The organism is Pseudogulbenkiania subflava DSM 22618, assembly GCF_900177275.1.
Lineage (GTDB): Bacteria > Pseudomonadota > Gammaproteobacteria > Burkholderiales > Chromobacteriaceae > Pseudogulbenkiania > Pseudogulbenkiania subflava.
Window position 1 is genome coordinate 208,168 of record NZ_FXAG01000001.1, and the last position, 24,855, is coordinate 233,022.

Sequence of the window (24,855 nt, forward strand, 5' to 3'; positions counted from 1 at the left end):
ACGATGGCGCGCTCTTGGTCGATTCCGCCGTGGCGTGGCCTGCTCCTGGCGGCCGTGCTGCTGCTCTCCGCCTGCGCCACCCCGGTGGCGCGGCAGCAACTGGCGCGCACCGACCTGCCGCGCCAGATCGAGCTCGCCGACACGCCGTTCTTCCCGCAGGAGGAGTACCAGTGCGGCCCGGCGGCGCTGGCCACGGTGCTGACGGCGTCCGGCAAGACGGTGGCGCCAGACGAGCTGACCAACCAGGTCTACGTGCCGGCACGTCAGGGCAGCCTGCAGATCGAGATGCTGGCGGCGGCGCGCCGCCACGGCCGGGTGGCGACCGTGCTGCCGCCACGGCTGGACGCGCTGCTCGACGAGGTGCGCGCCGGCCACCCGGTGCTGGTGATGCAGAATCTGGGACTGTCGTGGTGGCCGTCGTGGCACTACGCGGTGGTGGTGGGCTACAACCTGGAGCATGACGAGATGGTGCTGCGCTCCGGCACCTTCCGGCGCCAACTGATGAGTCTGACCGCCTTCGAGAACACCTGGGCGCGCAGCGAGCACTGGGCGGTGGCCGTGTTGCCGCCGGACACGCTGCCGGTCAGCGCCGACGAGGCCGGCACGACGGCGGCGCTGGTGGCGTTCGACCGTCTCGCCACGCGCGCCGATGCGCGCAGCGGCTATGCCTCGGCGCTCAAACGTTGGCCGAACAACCCGATGCTTGCGATCGGCCTGGGCAACACCGCCTACGCCATGCATGACCTGCCCGCCGCGCGCCGCGCGCTGGAACAGGCGCTGGCGGCGCAGCCGGACAACGCCGCCGCGCACAACAATCTGGCCGTGGTGCTGGCCGATCAGGGCGAGCTGGAACAGGCACGCCGCCACGCCGAACGGGCGCTGGCGCTGGGCGGGCCGTGGCAGGAGACAGCACGCGCCACCTTGCAGGAGATCGAGAAGAAGGCGGCCAAGCCTGGCGTGCGCTAGGACGACTGCCGGAGCGGGTCCAGACGTCGAGAATCGCCCGGCAAGCGGGCCTTAAGAAGGTTGGGGACGACCGGAGCCGGAAGGGGCACGGCGTCCCGGAGGGCGCCGCATTACCGGGCCAATCCCGGCGTGCCGATCGATCACAAGGTAAATCTAAACAGCTGGAAGCGGGGGTGGCCCGGTGCGAGAAGGCACGCCGTGCGCCGGTGCCCGAAATGGACGGGGGCAGCCGCTGATGCGGGGCGCTTAGAACCTGTTCCCGATCTTGCTGCGCCTCCCTGATCGGGGCGCATGTGCTCTGCGATCAGGAATCCTCATGTACTCCAGACCATTCCGGTTCCTGCGCTGCTCTTCACCCCGCTGAGGGCTGCTCGCGACTGATCGGGAACAGGTTCTTAGCCGATGACGACGCAATCCCGCCCTTGCCCCTTGGCCTGGTACAGCGCCTGGTCGGCGCGCTGCAGGATGGCGTCGAGCGGTTCGGCGGCGTCCCTGCAGAGGGTGAGCCCGAACGACAGCGTCAGTCCGGCAGCGCCGGCCGGCAACAGCTCACCACTCTGGACCGCCACCTGGCGCCGCAGACGCCCCAGCACGCTCTGCACTTCCTCGATGCTGGAATGCGGGAACAGCAGCAGGAACTCTTCGCCGCCCCAGCGCGCACAGACATCGTAGTCGCGCACCCCTTCGGACAGGCCATGGGCGATGGCCGCCAGCACGCGGTCGCCCACGTCGTGGCCGTAGCCATCGTTGATGCTCTTGAAGTGGTCGACGTCGGCCAGCGTCAGACAGAACTGGCCGCCACTGCGGCCAAGCCGCTGCAATTCCTCGCGCAGGCGGACCAACGCATGGCGGCGGTTGGGTAGGCCGGTCAGCTCGTCGCGGCTCGACAGCCAGTGCAGGCGCTGGTTCATGTCGCGCAGCATGTTCTGATAGCGGTCGCTGATGCGCACGATCTTCTCGACCTGGCGTAGCTGACGCTGATAGCGCGCGGCGTAGCTCAGGCCACGGTCACGCTCGGCATCCTGGTAGCGGTCGGCGATGCGACTCACCCGCTCGATCTGCCGGGTCTGCTCGCGATAGCACTCGAAGAGCGAGGCGAGCGCCTCGTGCAGCGGATGGCCGGCGTAGGCCGGGTCTGCCAGCAGGGTTTCGATGCGGCTTTCCAGCTCCTCGTGCTGTTTCATCGCGGCTCCGCGGGTTCAGTCGTGGGCGAGGATATCGAACGGGAAGGTGTAGTCCTCGCGGAACTCCTCGGCCAGTTCGGCCACCCGTTCGTTCTCGCGCTCGTAGCGCCATTCGACGCCGACCGTGCGGCCGCCGTCGAATGCGCCCTGCAATTGGTCGAGCATGTCCATCATGGCGCGGATGCTGCTGGTATTGAGGTAGAGCAGTTGCAGCTGCAGCCGCAGCGGGCGGTCCTCGCGTGCCAGGAAGGCCTCGATCCAGTCGATGACCGGCTGGTACAGTTCGAAGGCGTTTTCCGGGTAGGAGTCACCTTTCATCACCACACATCCTGCTTCCCAGTCTGCCCGGATGGCCGGAATCGAACCGGTCCCCTCGACGATCAGATCTTGCATGTCAACCTCGTCAAATCACTACGCGTAAACTGAAAAAAGCCAAACCGCCATCCAGTGCGGTGAGCGAGCCCTGCAGCGGCTCGTAGGCGCGGCGCGCCAGGTCGATCAGGCCGAGCCCGGCGCCGGTCTTGGCGGACGGATCGCGCGGCTGGCGCAGCTGGTTCTTGTACTCGGCCTTGAGCCCGGCCTTGTCGAGCCGCGCCAGCGCCGCGATGCGCTCCACCAGCGCGTCGCCGTCGGCGGGCAGCACCACGTTGCCGGCGCTGACCACGTAGCGGCCGTCCTCCGAGCGCGACACGATCAGCGTGGCGTGCGCGTCGGCCCCCTCCAGGCCGCGCAGGGCGGTGTAATGGCGGATGTTCTGGGTCAGCTCGATGTACACCGAAAACACGTCGGTCACCGCCGACTGCGATTCCTGCAAGCCCTGCATGTGCTTGCGCAGGGCCTGGCCGATCTCTTCGATCAACATTGCCGAGAACGGGCCGTTGAAACACAGCATGATGCCCTGCTGGATGAAGGCTGCCCTCAGCGATAGTACATCGACCTGCTCCATGGACTCTCCTTATCTGTCGTAATCGCCCGGCGACGCGGGCTGATCGGCCTCACCCTGCCGACCGAAACGGAACCCCAGCACCGTGATGTCGTCGCGCTGGGCGCGCTCGCCCTGATACTCGGCCAGGCACTGCTGGAACGCCTCGTGCTGCTCGGCCACCGGCAGCTGGGCGTGGTGGCGCAGCAGCTCGGCGAAGCGGCGCCGGCCGAAACCGAAGCCCTTGTCGCCGCCGGACTGGTCGAGGAAACCGTCGGTGGTGAGGTAGTAACTGACCTCCGGGCGCAGCGTCATGACGTGGTTGCGGAACGGCGTCGGCTTGCGGTCGGCGATACCGCCGCGCTCGCCGGCCACCTCGCCGACCTGCGCGCCGTCGCTCCAGTGCAGCGACAGCCGTGCCCCGGCAAACGTCAACGTGTTGTTGATCAGGTCGACCGCGCACAACCCGGCGTCCATGCTGGTGGCAAGATGGCGCGCCCCGGTTTCGTGGCGCAGCATGGCGCGCACCACCTGATCCATGCGTTCCAGCAGCGCCGCCGGGTCGGCGAGGCCGAGTTCGCTCACGGCGACGTCGAAGGCGGTCTGCGCGATCATGGTCATGAAAGCGCCGGGCACGCCGTGACCGGCACAATCGACCACGCCCAAGAGGCAGCGGCCGGGGCCGGTACGGCACACGAAGAAGTCGCCGCCGACCACGTCGCGCGGCTTCCACAGCAGGAAGTGCTGCTCGCCCAACAGTTCGCTGAGCGGGCCGTGCGGCAGGATGGCGTTCTGGATCAGGCTGGCGTAGCGGATGCTGTCCTGCATCGCACGGTGCGCCTGCAGCACCTGTTCGTTGGCCTGGGCCAGATCGCGCGTGCGCTCCTCGATGCGCTGTTCCAGCTTCTCGGTGTGGACGCGAATCTCACCCGCCATGTGGTTGAAGGCGCGCGTCAGGTCGCCCAGTTCGTCGTCGCGGCGCGAACGCAGTTCGATGTGGTAGTCGCCGGCGGAGAGCTGGGCGACCGAGCGGTGCAGGCGCGCCAGCGGGTTCAGCACCAGGCGGTCGAGGCCGAAGATGACCAGCAGCCCCAGTGCCAGCAACACCACGAGGCCGCCTGCCGCCAGCGTGGCCAGCAGGCGTTCGTCCAGCACCGCGGCGGTGGAGAGGTCGACCGCGCTGATCACGTACCAGTCGAGCTGGGGGATGTACGAAATGCCCAGCAGCCGCGGCTGGCCTTGCAGCGTGACGCTGGCGGTCTGGGTGCCCTCCGGCGTGGCCTTGAGCGCGGCCAGGGCGCCGGCCAGGCCGGGCTGCTCCTCGGTGCGGATCAACCGGTACACGGTCTTGGCGGAATTCAGGGAGGAGACGGAAGCGTACTGGATCAGGCGGGCGTCCGGATGCGCCTGGATCACCCCCTGGCCGTTGACGATGATGTTGCTGACGCCGCGCTGGTGCGAGGCCACCAGGTCGCGCAGGAAGCGCGACAGGTCGAGGCCGGTGCCGGCCATGCCGAGCACCTCGTCGCCGTCGCGGATCATCACGTTGAACCACACCTTGGTGACGCGCACCTTGCCGTCCACGTTGACGTTGAGCGCGTAGTCGCGCACGTTCTGGCGCGTGGCGAAGTACCAGCCGTCCTCGGCGTCGTTCGGTTTGAGGCGGTAGCGCGGCTCGGCGGCGTTGGCCGCCTGCTTGTCGTCGCTGAAATAGTAGTTGAGCGAGCGGTCGGCGATGACGGAAAAGGAATGGTCGGCAAAGGCCTCGCGGAAATTCTCGGCCTCACGGAAGAAGGCCCGGCGCTTGGCCGAGTCCTGCTCGTCGCGCAGCCAGTCGCGCGTGGCTTCCAGCCCGGCCAGGCGCTGCGACAGCGCCAGCTCGCGCGACAACTGGGTCACCAGGGTCTGCTTTTGCAGCAGGGCATGGTCGCGCGCGAAGGCGGCGCCGTAATGCTGGCGGATCGAATGCACCGCCAGGTTGCCGGCAAACAGCGCCAGCACCAACAGCACGGCGAACAACGCGGCCAGCGCCAGCGCCGATTTCCATCTCAAGCTCAAGTGACACTACTCCGCAGATTACCGTCACAGCATCGTCGACGGCCAATGCCGCATGTTACGCCAGGGTGCTATCCGGCGTCATGCACAATTGGTATGACATGTCACCCGGGCCGGTACCCTGCTACTTGACGCCATGGCACAATGCATCATTGCCATTTGACGTCATCACCGCCCACCCATGAGCCTGAAACTGCACACCGTTCCCGTCACCCCGTTCGCCCAGAACTGCTCGCTGTTGTGGTGCGACGTTACCCTGAACGCCGCCATCGTCGATCCGGGCGGCGACATCGAACGTATCCTGGCCGAGGTGGCGGCGCGCGACCTCAAGGTGGTCAAGATCCTGCTGACCCACGGCCACATCGACCACGCCGGGGCCACCATGCCGCTGGCGCGCCGGCTCGGCGTGCCGGTGGAAGGGCCGCAGCGCGAGGAGAGCTTCTGGCTCGATCAGTTGCCGAACCAGGGGCAGATGTTCGGCTTCCCGCCGGCCGAGGCGGTGACGCCCGACCGCTGGCTGGAGGAAGGCGATACCGTGACGCTCGGCGAGGAAACGCTGGAGGTGCTGCACTGCCCGGGCCACACCCCCGGCCACGTGGTGTTCTACAGCCCGGCGGCCGGCCTGTTGATCGCCGGCGACGTGCTGTTCCAGGGCTCGATCGGGCGCACCGACTTCCCGCGCGGCAACCATCAGCAGCTGATCGATGCCATCCGCGGCAAGCTGTTCGTGCTGCCGGACGAGACCGTGGTGGTGCCGGGCCACGGCCCTTACACCACCATCGGCGATGAGAAGCGCCACAACCCCTTCGTCGCCGACGCGCGCTACCGCTGATGCCGCCGGAGTTCGCACGCGCGGTGCTGGCGCTGGTGGCGCGCATCCCGCCAGGCCGCGTCAGTACCTACGGCACCTTGGCCGAACTGGCCGGCTGGCCGCGCCACTCCCGCCACGTCGGGCACCTGCTCGGCCATCTGCCGGACGGCGTCAGCGCGCCGTGGCAGCGCGTGGTGGGTGCCGGCGGCCGCATCGCCCGCCCCGGCACGCCGGGTGCCGACCAGCAGCGCCTGCTGCTGGAATACGAGGGGGTCGAACTGACGGCGTCCGGCCGCGTCGATCTTAAGCGCTATGGCTGGCCGACGGCGGACGAGCAGGACTGACCCCGGCTTCGGCCAACCTCTGAAAAGCAAAACGCCACCGTGTTGATGGTGGCGTTTGTGCTAGGGGCAACGTGTTGTTGGGCTTCACGATGTTCTGCCCAACCTACACAGGTAAGGCTTGGAGCCTATCTCAGTAGGTGAGCGAGCCAAAGCAGGTTGAGTGCCGCCAACGCACAGGGACCGGAATGGACACGGAGTCCATGAGGATTCCGCGCATTGCCGGCGCTCAAGATGCGCAGGCGCAGCCACCTAATGGGATAGGCGGTCAGTTACGCCCGTTGGCCTGCTTGTACGCCGCAATCAGCCGCGCCGTGGAGCTGTCGTGCGGCGCCGGGCCGCTCTTGCCGGAGAGCTCGGCGTGGATGGTCTTGGCGAGCTGCTTGCCCAGCTCCACCCCCCACTGGTCGAAGCTGTTGATGTGCCAGATCACGCCCTGCACGAAGATCTTGTGCTCGTAGAGCGCGATCAGCGAGCCCAGGTTGCGCGGATCGAGGCGGCTCATGAGCAGGGTGTTGGTGGGGCGGTTGCCGCCGAACACCTTGTGCGGCACCAGCTTTTCCAGCGCCTCGCCCGTCACACCCTGCGCGGTGAGTTCTTCGCGCACCTCGTCCGCCGTCTTGCCGCGCATGAAGGCCTCGGCCTGGGCGAACACGTTGGCGAGCAGGATCTCGTGGTGGCCGGGCAGGCTGGAGCGGTTCTCCAGCGAGGCGATCAGGTCGATCGGCGAGATGTGCGTGCCCTGGTGCAACAGCTGGAAGAAGGCGTGCTGGCCGTTGATGCCGGTCTCGCCCCAGATGATCGGCGCCGTTTCGAAATCGACCGGATTGCCGTCGAGCATCACCTGCTTGCCGTTGGACTCCATGTCGAGCTGCTGGATGAAGGCCGGCAGGCGGTGCAGGTACTGGTCGTACGGGGCGATGACGTGCGAGCCGCCGCCGTAGAAGTTGATGTACCACACCCCGATCATCGCCAACAGCACCGGCATGTTGGCTTCCAGCGGTGCGTTGCGGAAGTGCTGGTCCATCAGGTGCGCGCCGTTCAAGAGCTCGACGAAGTTCTCTTCGCCGAGGTAGAGCATGATCGGCAGGCCGATCGCCGACCACAGGCTGTAACGTCCGCCCACCCAGTCCCAGAATTCGAACATGTTAGCCGGGTCGATGCCGAAGTCGGCCACCGCCTGCTGGTTGGTCGACACCGCGACGAAGTGCTTGGCGACCGCCTTCTCGTCGCGCGCGCGCTGGACGAACCAGTCGCGCGCGGTCAGCGCGTTGGTCAGGGTTTCCTGCGTGGTGAAGGTCTTCGACTCGATCACGAACAGCGTGGTCTCGGGGTGCACGCGCTTGAGCGTTTCCTTGAGCTGGGCGCCGTCGACGTTGGAGACGAAGTGCATGTTCATGCGCGGGTGGGCGTACGGGCGCAGCGCGCTGCACACCATGAGGGGGCCCAGGTCGGAGCCGCCGATGCCGATGTTGACGATGTCGGTGATCGGCTGGTTGGTGTAGCCCAGCCATTCGCCCGAGCGCACGGCGTGGGCGAAGCGCCCCATGCGCTCCAGCACGCGGTTGACCTTGGGCATGACGTCGTCGCCGTCGACCAGGATCGGCGCATTGGTGCGGTTGCGCAGCGCCACGTGCAGCACGGCGCGGCTCTCGGTGACGTTGAGCTTCTCGCCCTTGAACATGGCCTTGATACGCGCCGGCAGGCCGGCTTCGCGCGCCAGCTGCATCAACAGTTGCAGGGTGTCGTCGGTGAGGCGGTTCTTGGAGTAGTCGAGCAACAGCCCGCCCACTTCCAGCGCGTAGCGTTCGGCGCGTTCCGGGTCGCTCTCGAACAGCTCGCGCATGTGCAGCTGCTTCGCTTCGGCAAAGTGCTCCCACAGCTGTTGCCAGGCGGGCAGTCGGGTCAGTTCGCTCATGCCATCCCCCTCAGTAGTCTTCGTGCCGGCTGCCCTGCCGTTTCGGACGCAGGCTCAGCTTGGTTTTTTCCAGTTGGTCGATCACGCCCGGCCCGCGCCGCAGCGCCACGCCGACAGCGAGGATGTCGATCAGCACCAGGTGCACGATGCGCGAGATCATCGGGCTGTAGGTCTCGGTGTCTTCCGGGGCGTCGGCCACCAGCGTCACCGTGGCCTGCTTCGCCAGCGGCGAGCCGCTGGCGGTGATCGCCACCACCTTGGCGCCGGCGTGGAGCGCCACCTCGACCGCGTCAAGCAGCTCGACGGTGCGGCCGGAGTTGGAGATGGCCACCAGCACGTCGCCCTCGCCCAGCACCGAGGCCGCCATGATCTGGGTGTGGGTGTCGGCGTAGGCGACGGTGGGAATGCCGAAGCGGAAGAATTTGTGCTGGGCGTCGGCGGCGATGATGCCGGAGTTGCCCAGGCCGTAGAACTCGATGCGGTTGGCATTGGCCAGGAGATCGAGCGCGGTGTTGACCGCTACCGGGTTGACGTCGTTGCGGCACTTGATCAGCGCCGACACGGTGTTGTCGAACACCTTGGCGGCGATCTCGGAGGTGGGGTCCTCCGGTCGCACGCTGGAATGCACATAGGGCACGCCGGTGACCAGGCTGCCCGCCAGCTTGAGCTTGAAATCCGGCAGGCCGGTACACCCCATGGAGCGGCAGAAGCGGATCACCGTAGGCTGGCTCACCCCGGCGCTGGCGGCGATGTCAGCCACCGCCGCCTGCATCATGGTATAGGGCTGTTCCAGGACCAGGTCGGCGACCTTGCGTTCGGCCGCCGACAGGCTGCCCAGCTGATTGCGGATTCGTTCAAGCATGCTGCTCCTCCAGGTGCGCGGCCAGCGCCGCGGTGGCGCCCAACAGCGCCGGCATGGCGTGCGTCATGATATACACCGGCACCGCGGCGAGATAGCCCGAGAAGCGCCCCTTGTCTTCGAAACGGGCGCGGAACGGCGAGCTCTGGAAGTAGTCGAGCAGGCGCAGCACGATGCCGCCGCCGAGGTAGACGCCGCCGCGCGCACCCAGGGTCAGGGTAAGGTTGGCCGCCGCGGTGCCGAGCATGGCACAGAAGGCGTCCAGGGTCTCACGGCAGCGCGGACACTCGCCGGACAGGGCGCGGGCGGAGATGTCGGCGGCGCGCAGGTCTTCGGCTTCCTCGCCCGCCAGCGCGGCCAGCGCCTGATAGATCAGCACCAGGCCGGGGCCGGACAGCAGGCGCTCGGCCGAGACGTGGCCGTAGCGCGCGCGCGCGAAGTGCCAGATTTGCGCCTCGCGCTCGTCGAACGGGGCGAAGCTGACGTGGCCGCCCTCGCCCGGCACCGGGGTGGCACCGTGGGCGTGCGGCACCAGCGCCGAGACGCCGAGTCCGGTGCCGGGGCCGATCAGCGCACACGGCGCGCCGGGCACGGCCTCGCCACCACCGACCTTGATCAGCGCATCGGCCGGCAGGTGCGGCAGCGCCAGCGCCATCGCCGCCCAGTCGTTGATCACCAGGAACGAGTCCAGCGCCAGCGCCTGGCGCGTGGCCTCGATCGAGAACGCCCAGTGGTGGTTGGTCATCTGCACCCAGTCGCCGGTGACCGGGTTGGCGATGCCGATGGAGGCATGACGCACCGTGGCGCCGGTGTCGGCGAGGTAGGCGCGCACCGCCGCTTCCAGCGTCGGGTAGTCGGCGCAGGCCAGGACCTTGATCTGTTCCGGTTCGGCGCCGCCGGTGTAGAGCGCGAAACGGGCATTGGTGCCGCCGATATCGGCGACCAGCCAGGGAAAGCTATCAGGACGCCCAGTAAACATCGAGCGGTACCTCCGTGTGGTGCAGGACATGACTGATCGGCAGCGCGTCGTCGACGGCCTGCCGCGCTTGTTCGAAGACCCGGCGCTTGGTCTCACCCTGGATCGCCAGGAACAGCCGACCGGAGGCCAGCAGCGCGGCCAGCGTCATGCTGAGGCGCTGGTGCGGCGCGGCCGGCGGGGTGACCGCGATCAGCCGTTCGTCCGAAGGCAGGGCAAGGCCGGCGGCAAGTTCCGCGGCATCCGGGAACAGCGAGGCGGTGTGGCCGTCGTCGCCCATGCCGAGGACGGTGACGTCGGGCTGGCGGTAAGCGGCGCGCGCGGCAGCCAGGCTGGCGGTAGCGTCGGCGGGCACGATGGCCAGCGGCAGGAAGCGTGCGGCGGAGGCGGCTCCGGTCAGGAGGTGCTGGCGCACCAGCGCGGCGTTGCTGTCGGCGTGGTCTTCCGGCACCAGGCGCTCGTCCACCAGGGTCACCGTCAGGCGCGACCAGTCGAGGTCGCTTTGGGCCAGGCGTTGCAGGAAGGCGACCGGCGAGCGTCCGCCGGACACCGCCAGCACCGCTTCGCCACGTTCGCGGATCACCGTAGCCAGCGCACTGCTCACCGCCTCGGCCAACGCGGCGGCGGCGGCAGGCGCGGAGTCGAATTCAAACCATTGCATGTGTCGTCTCTTCTTTATTTCACTCTTTAATAACCGCTAACAAAACCCTCTTGGCGTTGTTGCGCGGCCTTGCCGTACTACTTGCATGTAGCTTCGCAGAAACTTCGGCTACGCCTCGTTTTCTGCGGACACGCGCCTAGCCAAGACCGTTGCACTGGGTTTTGTTAGCGGCTCTAAATAGCTGGCAACTTCTTAAAGTCTATCCCAGTAGGTGAGCGAGCCAAGGCAGGTTGAGTGCCGCCAGCGCACAGGAACCGGAATGGACACATGGTCCATGAGGATTCCGAGCACTGCCGGCGCTCAAGATGCGAAGGCGCAGCCACCTAATGGGATGGGATTTCAGCTCTCCTCGTGCCACGACACCCCATCCCGCGACAACAGCGCGCTGGAGGCGGCCGGGCCCCAGCTGCCGGCGGTGTATTGCTTGGGCGGCGTGGTGCTGTGCTGCCAGTGGTCCATGATCGGTTCCACCCAGCGCCAGGCCTCGACCAGCTCGTCGCGGCGCATGAACAGCGCCAGCTTGCCGCGGATGACGTCGAGCAGCAGGCGCTCGTAGGCGTCGGCGCGGCGCACCTTGAACGATTCGTGGAAGTCGAGGTTGAGGTGCACCGGCTGCAGGCGCTGGGTGTCGCCCGGCTCCTTGGACAGGAAGTACAGCCGGATACTTTCTTCCGGTTGCAGGCGGATCACCAGGCGGTTGGCGGTATGGCTGCCGAGCGGGCTCGGGAACAGGTGGTGCGGCACGTCGCGGAAGTTGATCACGATCTCGGCCAGACGTTCCTGCATGCGCTTGCCGGTGCGCAGGTAGAACGGCACGCCGGCCCAGCGCCAGTTGTCGATCTCGGCCTTGATGGCGACGAAGGTCTCGGTCTGACTGCTGGCCGGGATGCCCTGCTCCTGCAGGTAGCCCACCACCGGCTGGCCACCGGCAGCACCGGCCTTGTACTGGGCGCGCACGGTCTTGTTGGCAACGTCCTGTTCGCTGAACGGGCGCAGCGCCTTCAATACCTTGAGCTTTTCGTCGCGCACTGCGTCGGCGCCGAGGTTGGCCGGCGGTTCCATCGCCACGATACAGAGCAGCTGCAACAGGTGGTTCTGCACCATGTCGCGCAGCGCGCCGGTATTATCGTAGAAGTCGCCGCGCGTGCCGACGCCGAGTTCTTCGGCGATGGTGATCTGCACGTCGTGAATCCACTCGCGGCGCCACAGCGGTTCGAACAGCGCGTTGGCGAAGCGGATCGACAGCAGGTTCTGCACCGATTCCTTGCCGAGGTAGTGGTCGATGCGGTAGAGCTGTTCTTCCTTGAAGTGGCGTGCCACCGCTTCGTTGATCTCGTTGGACGATTCCAGGTCGTGGCCGAGCGGCTTTTCCAGCACCACGCGCACCTTGTCGTGGTTCAGGCCGACCGCCGCCAGGTTGTCGCAGATGCCCTCGAACAGGTCCGGCGCGGTGGCGAGGTAACAGACGGCGACACGCTCGCTGTGCTGCTGGAGCACCTCGGCCAGCGCCGGGTAGTGTTCCGGCGTAGCGGCGTCTACCTTGAGGTAGTCCACGCGCGCGAGAAAACCCTGCCAGGCGGCGTCGGAGAAGTGTTCCTTGATATGGATGCGCGCGCTCTTTTCCACCATAGCCAGGTAGTCTTCGCGCGCCATGTCGCGGCGACCCAGCGCCAGGATGCGGCCTTCTTCGTTCAAGAGGCCGGCGGCATGAGCCTGGTACAGCGACGGCAGCAGTTTGCGCATGACCAGGTCGCCGGTGCCCCCGAACAGCACCATGTCGAAGGCCGGGGTGTGCAGATTAGCGTTGTCCATCCTGAGTGTTCTCTCGCACAGTGGGTTGTGATGTAGTTATATTACCATTCGATGTGCCGCTGTCTACGGCAATTACGCGGCCAAAGACAACAATTTCGATGCTGCAAAGCAACATGAAAATCAACGAAAATCCTTTATAAGCAATGGTTTTCAGCATTTGCACCACAGCCGCACCGAGAAACCCGCTGCAACGTATTGCATTTTGACTGTAGTAAAACTACCATTCATCGCACATTACCCACCGGGATTACACCATGGCCTTACATCCCGTCATCGCCGACGTCACCGCCCGTATCGTTGCCCGCAGCCAGCCGCGCCGCGCGGCCTACCTGCAGCATCTCGACGCCGCCGCCAAACGCGGCCGCGTGGAGCGCACCCAGCTGTCCTGTACCAACCTGGCGCACGCTTTCGCCGCCATGCCGGACACGGTCAAGATTCATCTGAAGGAGGCCAGCCGGCCCAACCTCGCCATCGTCTCGGCCTACAACGACATGTTGTCGGCGCACCAGCCGCTGGAGGCGTTTCCGGCCTGGATCAAGGACGAGGCGCTCAAGGCTGGCGCCACCGCCCAGTTCGCCGGCGGCGTGCCGGCGATGTGCGACGGCGTGACGCAGGGCCAGGCCGGCATGGAGCTCTCGCTGTTCTCGCGCGACGTGATCGCGATGAGCACCGCCGTGGCGCTGTCCCACCAGATGTTCGACGCCGCGCTCTACCTGGGCGTGTGCGACAAGATCGTGCCGGGCCTGCTGATCGGCGCGCTGACCTTCGGCCATCTGCCGGCGGTGTTCGTGCCGGCCGGGCCGATGACCACCGGCATGTCCAACGACGAGAAGGCGCACATCCGCCAGCTCTACGCCGAGGGCAAGGTCGGCCGCGACGTGCTGCTGGAATCGGAGGCGCAAAGCTACCACGGTCCCGGCACCTGCACCTTCTACGGCACCGCCAACTCCAACCAGATGCTGATGGAGATCATGGGTCTGCACCTGCCGGGCACCGCCTTCGTCACCCCGGGCACGCCGCTGCGCGAAGCGCTGACGCGCGCCGCCGCGCACCGTGCCGTGGCGATCTGCCCCGGCGGCGAGCACTACACCCCAGTGGGCCGCATCGTCGACGAGAAGGCCGTGGTCAACGGCATCATCGGCCTGTTGGCCACCGGCGGTTCGACCAACCATACGCTGCACCTGGTGGCGATCGCCCGCGCCGCCGGCATCGACATCAATTGGGACGACTTCGACGAGCTGTCGGCGGTGATTCCGCTCCTGGCGCGCGTCTACCCCAACGGTAAGGCCGACGTGAACCACTTCCACGCCGCCGGCGGCATGGGTTTCCTGATCCGCGAACTGCTCGACGCCGGCCTGCTGCACGAGGACGTCACCACCATTATGGGTCAGGGTCTACGCGCCTACACCGAGGAGCCATGGCTCGATAACGGCGTGGCAGCATGGCGTCCGGCAGCGACCACCAGCCACGACAGCGGCGTGCTGCGCCCTGCCTCGGAACCGTTCTCGGCCGACGGCGGCTTGCGCGTGCTCAAGGGCAATATCGGCCGCTCGGTGATCAAGGTTTCAGCGGTCAAGCCGGAGCACCGCGTGGTGGAAGCGCCGGCGGTGATCTTCCACGAGCAGGACGAACTCTTGGCCGCGTTCAAGCGTGGCGAGCTGGAGCGCGACTTCGTCGCGGTGATCCGCTTCCAGGGTCCGCGCGCCAACGGCATGCCGGAACTGCACAAGCTGACGCCGACGCTGGCGGTGCTGCAGGAGCGCGGCTTTGCCGTGGCCCTGGTCACCGACGGCCGCATGTCCGGCGCCTCCGGCAAGGTGCCGGCGGCGATCCACGTTTCGCCCGAGGCCGTTTCCGGCGGCCCGATCGCCAAGCTGCGCGACGGAGACCTGGTGCGCGTCGACGCCAACAGCGGCGAGCTGACCGCCCTGGTGGCGGAGGCCGAATGGGCCGCGCGCGAGGTGGTTTCGGCCAACCTGGAAAGCAACGATTTCGGCGTCGGCCGCGAACTGTTCGCCGGCATGCGCACCCTGGCCGACGTCGCCGAACACGGCGCGATGACCTTCCACCACCCCCTGTGGAGAGATTGAAAGCAATGGATGCACTGACTCTGTTACGCCAAAGCCCGGTGATGCCGGTGATCGTGGTCAACGACGCCGCGGTGGCGGTCGACCTCGCCCGTGCGCTGGTCGCCGGCGGGATCCGCACCCTGGAAATCACCCTGCGCACCAAGGCCGCGCTGGCCGCGATGCGCCGCATCCGCGACGAAGTGCCTGACGCCCTGGTCGGCGCCGGCACCGTGCGCACCCGCGCCCACCTGGAAGCCGCGCTCGACGCCGGCGCCCAGTTCGGCCTCAGCCCGGGCCTGACCCCGGAGCTGGCCGCCGCCGCGCGCGCCTCCGGCGTGCCGTTCATCCCGGGCGTGGCCACGCCGTCCGAGGCGATGCGCGCCCAGGACGAAGGCTTCAACATCCTCAAGCTGTTCCCGGCCGAGGCGGTGGGTGGCATCAAACTGCTCAAGGCGCTGGCCGGCCCGCTGCCGGAGCTGCGCTTCTGCCCGACCGGCGGCATCGACGCCAGCAATGCGCCGGCCTACCTGGCCCAGCCCAACGTGCTGGCGGTGGGCGGCTCGTGGCTGACCCCGGCCGACGCCCTCGCCGCCCAGGATTGGGAACGCATCACCCAGCTGGCCCGCGAAGCCAGCGCGCTGGCGGTGCGCTGACCCCCCGTTTTTGTTGCTTGTTGCTTCCTTGCAGGGCCTGCCGACTCTCCCGGACAGGCCCTTTTTTTATGCGCCATGTCAGCGGCGGCCACTCTCCCCCTCGCCAAGCGCCGCCGCAACTTCTAACATCGCAGCGTGATCTCTCAGAGCGACCGGGGTATTAGCACGCATGAAACTGTTTCTGGCCGAAGACGACGCCGTCCTGGCGGACGCCCTGCTCACCCGCCTCACCCAGCTCGGCTTCGACACCGCGCACGCCGCCGACGGCCTCGACGCGCAGCAGCGCCTGCTCAACGAGGACTTCGACGCCGTGGTGCTCGACATCGGGCTGCCCGGGCAGGACGGCCTGGCCGTGCTGCGCAACGTGCGCGTGCACAAGCCGGCGCTGCCGATCCTGCTCTTGACCGCGCTCGACAGCATGGAAGACCGCGTCGCCGGGCTCGACGCCGGCGCCGACGACTACCTGGTCAAGCCGTTCGACTTCCCCGAGCTGGAAGCGCGCCTGCGCGCCCTGCTGCGCCGACAGCGCGTCGCCGACAGCCCGCGCGACGAGCCGCGCTTCGGCCGCCTGCGCCTGGACCGCATCGGCCAACGCGCCTGGACCGACAACGTGGCGCTGGAGCTGTCGGCGCGCGAGCTGCAGCTGCTCGACATCCTGATGAGCCACGCCGAGCGCGTCGTCACCAAGGAACAGATCGCCACCGAGCTGTCCGGCACCGGCGAGGAAGTCGGCGCCAACGCGGTCGAGGTCTATGTGCACCGCCTGCGCAAGAAGCTCGACGGCAGCGGCGTCGGCGTGCGCGCGGTGCGCGGCCTGGGCTACCTGCTGGCCAGCACCGACGCGCCCCGCTAAAGGTTGGCCGAAGCCCGACTTAGAACCTGCTCACGATCAGTCGCGAGCAGCCCTCAGCGGGGTGAAGCGCAGCGCAGAAACCGGAATGTACTGGAGTACATGAGGATTTCTGATCGCTGAGCGAATCCCTGCGTGCCAATCTTCGATTGGCTCAGCGATAGATTCGCACGCAGTGCACATGAGCCCCGATCAGGGATGCGCAGCAAGATCGTGAACAGGTTCTTAAGGAGCCCCGATGTCCCCTCCCCGCCACTTGTCGCTGCGCCGCCAGCTGCTGCTGTGGCTGCTGCTGCCGCAGCTGGTGCTGTGGCTCGCCGCCGCCTACCTCGCGTACGCCATGGCGCTGGGCTACAGCAACGAGGTGATCGACCGCAGCCTAGCCAAGTCCTCGCGCGCGCTGGCGCGCCAGGTCAAGCCGTTCGGCAACGGCTTTTACGTCGACTTCCCGCAGGCGGCGCGCGAAATCCTCGAAGAAGACCCCAACGACCGCGTCTACTACATGATCAGCTCGCCGCCGGAGGCCTTCCTGCTGGGCGACCCGGCCATGCCGCGCCCGCCCGCCGGGCTGCCGGTGCGCGCCGGCGCCAGCTACTTCTACAACGCCGCCATGGCGAAGCAGGGCAACCGGCTCGAGATGCGCGTGGCGGCGCTCTACCTCAACGCCGGCACCCCGGACCAGCCGCAGCTGATGCTGGTGCAGGTGGCCAAGAGCCGCGCGCTGAGCGCCGAGCTGGCGCACAAGATCCTGTTCGACATGGGGCTGCCGCTGCTGGGCCTGATGCTGCTCACCAGCGTGCTGGTCTGGGCCGGCATCAGCCGCGGCCTGTCGCCGCTGAGAAACCTGCGCCGCAGCGTGGAACACCGCTCGGCGCGCGACCTGGCGCCGATCGAGGCGGAAAACGCCCCGTCCGAGGTGCGCGCCCTGGCCACCGCGATCAACACCCTGCTGGCCGAAGTGCACGGCCAGGTGGCGCAGCAGCGCCGCTTCATCGCCGACGCCGCGCACCAGCTCCGCACCCCGCTGGCCGGGCTGAAGTCGCAAAGCGAGCTGGCGCAGAGCGAACTGCGCCAGGCGCAGCCCGACGTGGCGCGCGCCTGCCGCCAGCTGGAACAGGTGCACACCAGCGTCGAGCGCTCCATCCGCCTGGTCAACCAGCTTTTGGCGCTGGCGCGCGCCGAGCCCGAGGCCGGCTTGCAACTGGCGCCGCTCGATCTGGCGCAGCTGGTGCGCGAGGTGACCGCCGAGGCGGTGCCGCGCGCGCTGGCGCGCGACATCGACCTCGGCGTGGAGGGCGGCGACGCGCCGCTCGCCATCGCCGGCCACGCTGGCCTGCTGCGCGAACTCGTGGCCAACCTGCTCGACAACGCCATCCAGTACACCCCGCCCGGCGGCGAGGTTACCGTGGCGCTGCAGCCCGCGCCGGGTGAGGTGTGGCTGCGCGTCAGCGACAACGGCCCGGGCATCCCGCCCGCGGAGCGCGAACGCGTGTTCGAGCGCTTCTACCGCGGCAGCGCCGAAGGCAAGGGCAAGGGCTGCGGTCTCGGGCTCGCCATCGTGCAGGAGATCGCCCGGCGCCACCGCACCACGGCCACGCTGTCCGAGCACCTCCCACATGGCCTGACCGTGTCGCTGCGCTTTGCCCTGAGCGCGCCCCCCGGCAGCGCCCGTTGACCCCCCGTGCCGCCCGCCCGGCGCCGGCGGGCCGGCACGGCGATCGCCCCTGCCCGGGCCGGCCGTCGTGTAGTTGATACACTACGGCGTCCCCTCGTGCTGCAACGCATCAACCGTTTCCGCCAACATCGGCCGGCCTCGCCCTTTATTCATGCTGCATCGCACCCAAAATCGTTCAAGTTCTTACGCCATTCAGACGCAAAACTTACGCAAAACTTACAGCAAGCCGCTATAGTTTTCGCAAGCCGTCACGGCAGGCCGCCCCACACGCCACGCGACGGACTGAGAACAACAGAGGAGATAGAGCATGAAACTGAAGCGCCTGAGCGCGGCCCTGCTGGCCGCCAGCCTGCTGCCCGCCACCGTGATGGCCGGCAACGTCGAAGTGCTGCACTGGTGGACCTCCGGCGGCGAGGCCAAGTCGGCCCTCGAGCTGAAAAAGATGATGACCGCCAAGGGCCACACCTGGCGTGACTTCGCCGTGGCCGGCGGCGGCGGCGACAACGCCATGACCGCGCTGAAGACGCGCGTGGTGTCGGGCAACCCGCCCACCGCCGCCCAGATCAAGGGCCCGGCGATCCAGGAATGGGGCGCCGAAGGCGTGCTCGCCAACATCGACCCGGTGGCCAAGGCCGGCAACTGGGACAAGCTGCTGCCGCCGGTGGTGAGCCAAGTCATGAAGTACAAGGGGCAGTACGTCGCCGCCCCGGTCAACGTGCACCGCGTCAACTGGCTGTGGGTCAACCCGGAAGCATTCAAGAAGGCCGGCGCCACCGTGCCCAAGACCTGGCCGGAATTCTTCGCCGCCGCCGACAAGCTGCAGAAGGCCGGCATCCAGCCGGTGGCCCACGGCGGCCAGCCGTGGCAGGACGCCACCCTGTTCGAATCCGTCGCGCTTGGCGTCGGCGGCGCCGGCTACTACAAGAAGGCCTTCGTCCAGCTCGACCAGGCCACGCTGGCCGGCCCCACCACGATCAAGGTGTTCGAGACCCTGCAGCGCGTGAAGGGCTACATCGACAAGGGTGCCGCCGGCCGCGACTGGAACCTCGCCACCAACATGGTCATCACCGGCAAGGCCGGCATGCAGTTCATGGGCGACTGGGCCAAGGGCGAGTTCACCGCCGCCAGCAAGCAGCCGGGCAAGGACTACCTATGCGTGGACGCCCCGGGCACCGCCGGCATGTTCACCTTCAACATCGACAGCCTGGCGATGTTCCAGCAGAAGGACCCGGCCTCGGTGAAGGCGCAGGCCGACCTCGCCGCCACGGTGATGAGCCCGGCGTTCCAGGAGACCTTCAACCTCAACAAGGGCTCGATCCCGGCGCGTCTCGACACGCCGATGGACAAGTTCGACGACTGCGCCAAGAAATCCAAGACCGACCTGACCACCGCCTCCAAGAGCGGCGCGCTGGTGCCGAGCTTCGCGCACAAGATGGCCATGCCCTCGGCCACCGAAGGCGCCATGGTGGACGTCATCGCGCAGTTCATGAACTCCAGCATGACGCCGAAGACCGCCGCCGAGCGCTTGGCCAAGGCCGGCAAGGTCAAGTAAGAGCGCTTCAGCAGGCGACGCCTTGGCACCGTGAGCGCCCGCGCAATCCGGAATCCGCCTGGACGACATGTCCATGCCGGTTCCGGTGCGGCGGCGGCACTCAAGCAGCCTTGGCGCGCCTGCTGACAGCCTCTCATTCCGGTTCCAGTTAGAAACGAGAACGCGCAGGCAAGCGAGTTGGGCCGCAGACAGTACCCGCAGTACGGCAAGGTCCAACGCAGCGCAGCCGACAAAGCCATCGTTTCCAAATGGAATTGGAACAAGCCGATGACGGAAGCGGGGCGCCCCTCCCCGCCCTGTTCTCCGCTCTCGCTACGCTAAGGAGTTCCCATGTCCCATTCTTCGTCTCCGGCCGAGGTCCGCGCCCTGGCCGATGCCGCACCGGCGGCCGCCAGTCGCCAGCGCCTGGCCGACCGCTGGCTGCCCCGGCTGGTCCTGAGCCCGACGATCGTCATGAGCCTGGTGTTCGTCTACGGCTTCATCGCCTGGACCGCCTGGCTCTCCTTCACCGAATCGCGCCTGATGCCGCGCTACGACTGGGCCGGCCTGACCCAGTACCTGGCGCTGTTCGACAACGAACGCTGGTGGACCGCCGTCGCCAACCTGGGCCTGTTCGGCGGCCTGTTCATCCTGTGCACGCTGGTGGTGGGCCTGCTGCTGGCGGTGCTGCTCGACCAGAAAATCCGTGCCGAAGGCGCGCTGCGCGCCGTCTACCTCTACCCCATGGCGCTGTCCTTCATCGTCACCGGCACCGCCTGGAAGTGGATGCTCAACCCCGACATGGGGCTGCAGAAGGTGCTCAACGACTGGGGCTTCGCCAACTTCACCTTCGACTGGCTGGTCGACCCGGACCGCGCCATCTACACCGTGGTGATCGCCGGGGTGTGGCAGTCGTCCGGCTTCGTGATGGCGCTGTTCCTCGCCGGCCTGCGCGGCGTGGACGACTCCATCATCAAGGCGGCGCAGGTGGACGGGGCGAGCCTGCCCACCATCTACCGCCGTATCGTGATCCCGTCCTTGCGTCCGGTGTTCTTCAGCGTGCTGCTGATCCTGTCGCACATCGCCATCAAGAGCTTCGACCTGGTGATGGCGCTGACCGGCGGCGGCCCGGGCACCTCCTCCGACGTGCCGGCCGTGTTCATGTACCAGTTCGCCTTCACGCGCGGCCAGCTCGGCTTGGGCGCGGCCTCGGCGATGATGATGCTGATGACCATCGTGGCGGTGCTGGTGCCGTTGATGTACCTGGAAACGAGGAGTGCGAAACGTGGCTAACAAGCTCTCTATCGGCCGGCTGCTGGTCTACGCCGCGCTGGCCCTGGTGGCGGTCTACTACCTGCTGCCGCTCTACGTGATGCTCACCACCTCGTTCAAGACGCTGGACGACATCCGTCAGGGCAACCTGCTGTCGCTGCCGCAAGCCTGGAACGGCGGCGCCTGGGCCAAGGCCTGGGCCAGCGCCTGCACCGGCATCGAGTGCGGCGGCATGAAGGGCTTCTTCTGGAACTCCGTGAAGATGACGGTGCCGGCGGTACTGATCTCGACCATGTTCGGCGCGGTCAACGGCTACGTGGTGTCGATGTGGCGCTTCCGCGGCTCGGACGTGCTGTTCACGATGCTGCTGGTGGGCTGCTTCATTCCGTTCCAGGTGGTGCTGCTGCCGATGGCACAGCTCCTGGGTTACCTGGGTATCGCCAACACCACCACCGGCCTGGTGCTGGTGCACGTGATCTACGGCACCGCCTTCACCACGCTGTTCTTCCGCAATTTCTACGTCACGGTGCCGGACGAACTGGTCAAGGCGGGCCGCATCGACGGCGCCGGCTTCTGGACCATCTTCTTCCGCATCCTGCTGCCGGTATCCGGGCCGATCTTCGTGGTCTGCATCATCTGGCAGTTCACCCAGATCTGGAACGACTTCCTGTTCGGCGTGGTGTTCGCCGCCGGCGAATCGCAGCCCATCACCGTGGCGCTGAACAATCTGGTCAACACCTCCACCGGGGTCAAGGAATACAACGTCGACATGGCCTCCGCCATCATCGCCGCCCTGCCCACCCTGTTCGTTTACATGGTCGCCGGCCGCTACTTCGTGCGCGGACTGACGGCCGGCGCCGTGAAAGGTTAAGACAATGGCCTCGCTCTCCATCGACAACGTTTGCAAGACCTACAACAACGGCACCGACGTGCTCAAGGGCATCGACATCGCCATCGACGACGGCCAGTTCCTGATCCTGGTCGGCCCCTCGGGCTGCGGCAAATCGACGCTGCTCAACATGATCGCCGGCCTCGACGACATCAGCTCGGGCGACATCCGCATCGGCGAGCGCCGCGTCAACGACCTGTCGCCGAAGGACCGCGACATCGCCATGGTGTTCCAGAGCTACGCGCTCTACCCCTCGATGAGCGTACGCCAGAACATCTCGTTCGGGCTGGAGATCCGCAAGCAGCCCAAGGCCGAGATCGACGCCACGGTGAACCGCGTGGCCGAGATGCTGCAGATCACCCACCTGCTCGACCGCAAGCCCTCGCAACTGTCCGGCGGCCAGCGCCAGCGCGTGGCAATGGGTCGTGCCTTGGCGCGCAACCCGTCGATCTTCCTGTTCGACGAACCGCTCTCCAACCTCGACGCCAAGCTGCGCGTGGAGATGCGCACCGAGATCAAGCTGATGCACCAGCGCCTCAAATCGACCATCGTCTACGTGACGCATGACCAGATCGAGGCGATGACGCTGGGCGACCGCATCGCGGTGATGAAAGACGGCATCGTGCAGCAGTTCGGCAGCCCGCAGGACATCTACGACAACCCGGCCAACCTGTTCGTCGCCGGCTTCATCGGCTCGCCGTCGATGAACTTCATCCCGGCCACGGTGGTGGAATCCGGCGGCCAGCTCGGCGTAAAGGTGTGCGACGACCACGGCTGCGTGGTGCTGCCGCTGCCGCACGACAAGGCCAAGCTGGCACAGTGGGTCGGCAAGGACGTGATCTTCGGCATCCGCCCGGAACAGATCACCGACGCCCGCACCGCGCACCGCGAAGGCCTGCCGCAGATGGATTGCCACGTGAAGGTGATCGAGCCCACCGGCCCGGACACGCTGATCTTCGTCACGCTCAACGACACCAAGGTGTGCTGCCGCGCCCACCCCACCGAGGCCAAGCGCCCGGGCGACGCCATGCAACTGGTGTTCGACGTCTCCAAGGCGGTGCTGTTCGACCCGAAAACCGAGATGCGCATCGCATGAGCACGGCGGTCGGCACCACAACGTTGGCCGAACACGGCCCGGCGCTGTCGGCACTGGCAGTCGGGGCGTGGCGGCTCGACGCATGGCACTTCGACGACGCCGCGCTGGCGGCGTGGATCGAGCACGCCATCGCACTGGGCCTCACCACCTTCGACCACGCCGACCTCTACGGCGGCTTCACCTGCGAGGCGCTGTTCGGGCGCTGGCTCAAGGCCAACCCGGCGCGGCGCGGCGACATCCAGCTGGTGACGAAGTGCGGCATCAAGCCGCCCGACACGGCACGCGGCTGGACGGTGAAGCACTACGACACCGGCCGCGCCCACATCCTGGCTTCGGTCGACAACTCGCTGCGTCACCTCGGCACCGACTACCTCGACCTGCTGCTGATCCACCGCCCCGACCCGCTGCTGGACCCGGACGAAGTGGCCGAGGCCTTCGCCACGCTGAAAAGCGCCGGCAAGGTGCGCCACTTCGGCGTCTCCAACTTCAGCCCGAGCCAGTTCGCGCTGCTGGCCTCGCGTACGCCGCTGGTCACCAATCAGGTCGAGGCCTCGCTGCTGCATCTCGATCCGCTGTTCGACGGCACCTTCGACCAGTGCCTGGAGCGGCGCGTGCGCCCGATGATCTGGTCGCCGCTGGCCGGCGGGCGGCTGTTCGAGGCGGCGGCCAACCCGGCGCTCAAGCGGACGCTGGACACGTTGGCCGAAGAACTCGGCGTCACCCCCGCCACGCTGGCGCTGGCCTGGCTGCTGCGCCACCCGGCGCAGCCACTGCCCATCGTCGGTTCGCGCCGGCTGGCCTCGCTCGACGACGCCGCGCGCGCCGCCGCGCTGCCGCTCGGACGCCAGCACTGGTTTGCGCTGCTGGAGGCGGCGCAAGGCCACGCCGTACCCTGACCCCCTGTTCTTCGCTCCATCCGGGACGATCGCCGTGATCGTCCCGTTTTTTTGCCTACTCTCCCGCCGCTGCGGCAGCGGCGCCACAGCCCGGCGCACGCCCGCTGGACGGCGCCATGCCGTGCGCTTAGTATCGATCCACCTCCTGTGTCGGGAGGACGTCGCTCGGACGGTTCCGGGCGCTTACGTTCAAGGAAAAACCATGTCTGCATCGGGCAAGCGCCGCTTTGCGCGCATCGACCGTCTCCCCCCCTACGTCTTCAACATCACCGCCGAACTCAAGATGGCCGCCCGCCGCCGCGGCGAGGACATCATCGACATGAGCATGGGCAACCCCGACGGCGCCACGCCGCCGCACATCGTCGCCAAGCTCACCGAGGCCGCACAGCGCCCCGACACGCATGGCTATTCGGCCTCGAAAGGCATCCCACGCCTGCGCCGCGCCATCGCGCGCTGGTACCAGGAGCGCTACCAAATCGAGATCGACCCGGACAGCGAGGCCATCGTCACCATCGGCTCGAAGGAAGGGCTGGCGCACCTGATGCTGGCGACGCTCGACCGCGGCGACACGGTGCTGGTGCCCGATCCCAGCTACCCGATCCACATCTACGGCGCGGTGATCGCCGGCGCCGACATCCGCTCGGTGCCGCTGATTCCCGGCGTCGACTTCTTCGCCGAGCTGGAGCGCACCATCCGCGGCAGCTACCCCAAACCCAAGATGATCGTCATCGGCTTCCCGTCCAACCCCACCGCGCAGTGCGTCGAGCTCGACTTCTTCGAGCGCGTCATCGCGCTGGCGAAAAAGCACGACATCTTCGTGGTGCACGACCTGGCCTACGCCGACATCGTGTTCGACGGCTGGAAGGCGCCGTCGATCATGCAAGTGCCGGGCGCCAAGGACATCGCGGTGGAGTTCTTCACGCTGTCGAAGAGCTACAACATGGCGGGCTGGCGCATCGGCTTCATGGTCGGCAACCCCGACCTGGTGGCGGCGCTGGCGCGCATCAAGAGCTATCACGACTACGGCACCTTCACCCCGCTGCAGATCGCCGCCATCGCCGCGCTGGAAGGCGACCAGCAATGCGTGAAAGACATCGCCGCCACCTACCAGAAGCGCCGCGACGTGCTCTACAGGGGCCTGTGCGAGGCGGGCTGGGAGGTCGACCTGCCCAAGGCCTCGATGTACATCTGGGCGCGCATCCCCGAGCCCTATCGCGCGCTGGGTTCGCTGGAATTCGCCAAACAGCTGCTCGACAAGGCCAAGGTGTCGGTGTCGCCCGGCGTCGGCTTCGGCGACTACGGCGACGACTACGTGCGCTTCGCGCTGATCGAGAACGAAGCGCGCATCCGCCAGGCGGTGCGCGGCATCAAGACCATGTTCCGCGCCGACGGCCTGATCCCGCAAAAGGGCCATTGAGT

General features: G+C 67.4%; 22 protein-coding genes. 13 read left to right on the forward strand and 9 right to left on the reverse strand.

Going from position 1 to position 24,855, the window contains the following annotated elements; genetic code table 11:
- Positions 1-3: 3 nt before the first annotated feature.
- Positions 4-966 (forward strand): PA2778 family cysteine peptidase, encoded by a 963-nt coding sequence (locus B9N72_RS00990; protein ID WP_085274588.1) that lies wholly within the window; start codon positions 4-6, stop codon positions 964-966.
- A gap of 395 nt (positions 967-1,361) precedes the next feature.
- Here B9N72_RS00990 and siaD read toward each other — a convergent pair whose 3' ends face one another.
- Genes siaD through siaA form a run of 4 tightly spaced genes read right to left on the reverse strand, consistent with a single transcriptional unit; the run spans position 1,362 to position 5,130 of the window.
- Positions 1,362-2,150, reverse strand: coding sequence for a biofilm regulation diguanylate cyclase SiaD (siaD, locus tag B9N72_RS00995; RefSeq protein WP_085274589.1), 789 nt, complete (start codon positions 2,148-2,150; stop codon positions 1,362-1,364).
- A gap of 15 nt (positions 2,151-2,165) precedes the next feature.
- Positions 2,166-2,543 (reverse strand): biofilm regulation phosphoprotein SiaC, encoded by a 378-nt coding sequence (siaC, locus tag B9N72_RS01000; protein WP_085274590.1) that lies wholly within the window; start codon positions 2,541-2,543, stop codon positions 2,166-2,168.
- Between the two features lie 10 nt (positions 2,544-2,553).
- The gene (siaB, locus tag B9N72_RS01005) at positions 2,554-3,096 is read right to left on the reverse strand and encodes a biofilm regulation protein kinase SiaB (protein ID WP_085274591.1); all 543 of its coding nucleotides are present in this window, start codon (positions 3,094-3,096) and stop codon (positions 2,554-2,556) included.
- A 9-nt stretch (positions 3,097-3,105) separates the two neighbouring features.
- Positions 3,106-5,130, reverse strand: coding sequence for a biofilm regulation protein phosphatase SiaA (gene siaA, locus B9N72_RS01010; RefSeq protein ID WP_085274592.1), 2,025 nt, complete (start codon positions 5,128-5,130; stop codon positions 3,106-3,108).
- 178 nt (positions 5,131-5,308) lie between these two features.
- Between siaA and B9N72_RS01015 the strand changes: the two genes are divergently transcribed.
- Positions 5,309-5,959 (forward strand): MBL fold metallo-hydrolase, encoded by a 651-nt coding sequence (locus B9N72_RS01015; RefSeq protein WP_085274593.1) that lies wholly within the window; start codon positions 5,309-5,311, stop codon positions 5,957-5,959.
- Positions 5,959-6,282 carry an MGMT family protein gene (locus B9N72_RS01020; RefSeq protein WP_085274594.1) on the forward strand — a complete coding sequence of 108 codons (324 nt, stop codon included), beginning with the start codon at positions 5,959-5,961 and terminating at the stop codon, positions 6,280-6,282. The genes B9N72_RS01015 and B9N72_RS01020 overlap by 1 nt, the downstream gene beginning before the upstream one ends.
- A gap of 265 nt (positions 6,283-6,547) precedes the next feature.
- Here B9N72_RS01020 and pgi read toward each other — a convergent pair whose 3' ends face one another.
- The 5 genes from pgi to zwf all read right to left on the reverse strand — a co-directional run bounded on the left by pgi (position 6,548) and on the right by zwf (position 12,505).
- The gene (gene pgi / locus B9N72_RS01025; RefSeq protein WP_085274595.1) at positions 6,548-8,197 is read right to left on the reverse strand and encodes a glucose-6-phosphate isomerase; all 1,650 of its coding nucleotides are present in this window, start codon (positions 8,195-8,197) and stop codon (positions 6,548-6,550) included.
- Positions 8,198-8,207: 10 nt separating this feature from the next.
- The gene (gene hexR / locus B9N72_RS01030; RefSeq protein ID WP_085274596.1) at positions 8,208-9,059 is read right to left on the reverse strand and encodes a transcriptional regulator HexR; all 852 of its coding nucleotides are present in this window, start codon (positions 9,057-9,059) and stop codon (positions 8,208-8,210) included.
- Entirely contained in the window at positions 9,052-10,035 is a 984-nt protein-coding gene (locus B9N72_RS01035) for a glucokinase (protein ID WP_085274597.1), read from the reverse strand. The genes hexR and B9N72_RS01035 overlap by 8 nt, the downstream gene beginning before the upstream one ends.
- A complete protein-coding gene (gene pgl / locus B9N72_RS01040) occupies positions 10,016-10,693 on the reverse strand; it encodes a 6-phosphogluconolactonase (protein WP_085274598.1) in 678 nt (225 codons plus the stop codon). The genes B9N72_RS01035 and pgl overlap by 20 nt, the downstream gene beginning before the upstream one ends.
- Before the next feature lie 339 nt (positions 10,694-11,032).
- On the reverse strand, positions 11,033-12,505 hold the full coding sequence (gene zwf, locus B9N72_RS01045) for a glucose-6-phosphate dehydrogenase (protein ID WP_085274599.1): 1,473 nt from the start codon (positions 12,503-12,505) through the stop codon (positions 11,033-11,035).
- Between the two features lie 254 nt (positions 12,506-12,759).
- Between zwf and edd the strand changes: the two genes are divergently transcribed.
- The 10 genes from edd (at position 12,760) to alaC (ending at position 24,853) form a co-directional block, all read left to right on the forward strand.
- Complete coding sequence (edd, locus tag B9N72_RS01050) at positions 12,760-14,595, forward strand: phosphogluconate dehydratase (RefSeq protein WP_085274600.1); 1,836 nt, start codon at positions 12,760-12,762, stop codon at positions 14,593-14,595.
- 5 nt (positions 14,596-14,600) lie between these two features.
- Positions 14,601-15,227 carry a bifunctional 4-hydroxy-2-oxoglutarate aldolase/2-dehydro-3-deoxy-phosphogluconate aldolase gene (locus B9N72_RS01055; RefSeq protein WP_085274601.1) on the forward strand — a complete coding sequence of 209 codons (627 nt, stop codon included), beginning with the start codon at positions 14,601-14,603 and terminating at the stop codon, positions 15,225-15,227.
- A gap of 169 nt (positions 15,228-15,396) precedes the next feature.
- A complete protein-coding gene (locus B9N72_RS01060) occupies positions 15,397-16,080 on the forward strand; it encodes a response regulator transcription factor (RefSeq protein WP_085274602.1) in 684 nt (227 codons plus the stop codon).
- 235 nt (positions 16,081-16,315) lie between these two features.
- Positions 16,316-17,752 (forward strand): sensor histidine kinase, encoded by a 1,437-nt coding sequence (locus tag B9N72_RS01065; protein WP_085274603.1) that lies wholly within the window; start codon positions 16,316-16,318, stop codon positions 17,750-17,752.
- Between the two features lie 307 nt (positions 17,753-18,059).
- Complete coding sequence (locus B9N72_RS01070) at positions 18,060-19,304, forward strand: ABC transporter substrate-binding protein (RefSeq protein WP_085274604.1); 1,245 nt, start codon at positions 18,060-18,062, stop codon at positions 19,302-19,304.
- A gap of 330 nt (positions 19,305-19,634) precedes the next feature.
- A complete protein-coding gene (locus B9N72_RS01075; protein ID WP_085274605.1) occupies positions 19,635-20,576 on the forward strand; it encodes a carbohydrate ABC transporter permease in 942 nt (313 codons plus the stop codon).
- A complete protein-coding gene (locus B9N72_RS01080; protein ID WP_085274606.1) occupies positions 20,569-21,426 on the forward strand; it encodes a carbohydrate ABC transporter permease in 858 nt (285 codons plus the stop codon). Before B9N72_RS01075 ends, B9N72_RS01080 begins: the two co-directional genes overlap by 8 nt.
- Positions 21,427-21,430: 4 nt before the next feature.
- Positions 21,431-22,540: an ABC transporter ATP-binding protein gene (locus B9N72_RS01085; RefSeq protein WP_085274607.1), complete on the forward strand. Its 1,110-nt coding sequence runs from the start codon at positions 21,431-21,433 to the stop codon at positions 22,538-22,540.
- On the forward strand, positions 22,537-23,436 hold the full coding sequence (locus B9N72_RS01090; RefSeq protein WP_085274608.1) for an aldo/keto reductase: 900 nt from the start codon (positions 22,537-22,539) through the stop codon (positions 23,434-23,436). The genes B9N72_RS01085 and B9N72_RS01090 overlap by 4 nt, the downstream gene beginning before the upstream one ends.
- Positions 23,437-23,638: 202 nt before the next feature.
- Positions 23,639-24,853 (forward strand): alanine transaminase, encoded by a 1,215-nt coding sequence (gene alaC, locus B9N72_RS01095; RefSeq protein ID WP_085274609.1) that lies wholly within the window; start codon positions 23,639-23,641, stop codon positions 24,851-24,853.
- Positions 24,854-24,855 lie beyond the last annotated feature (2 nt).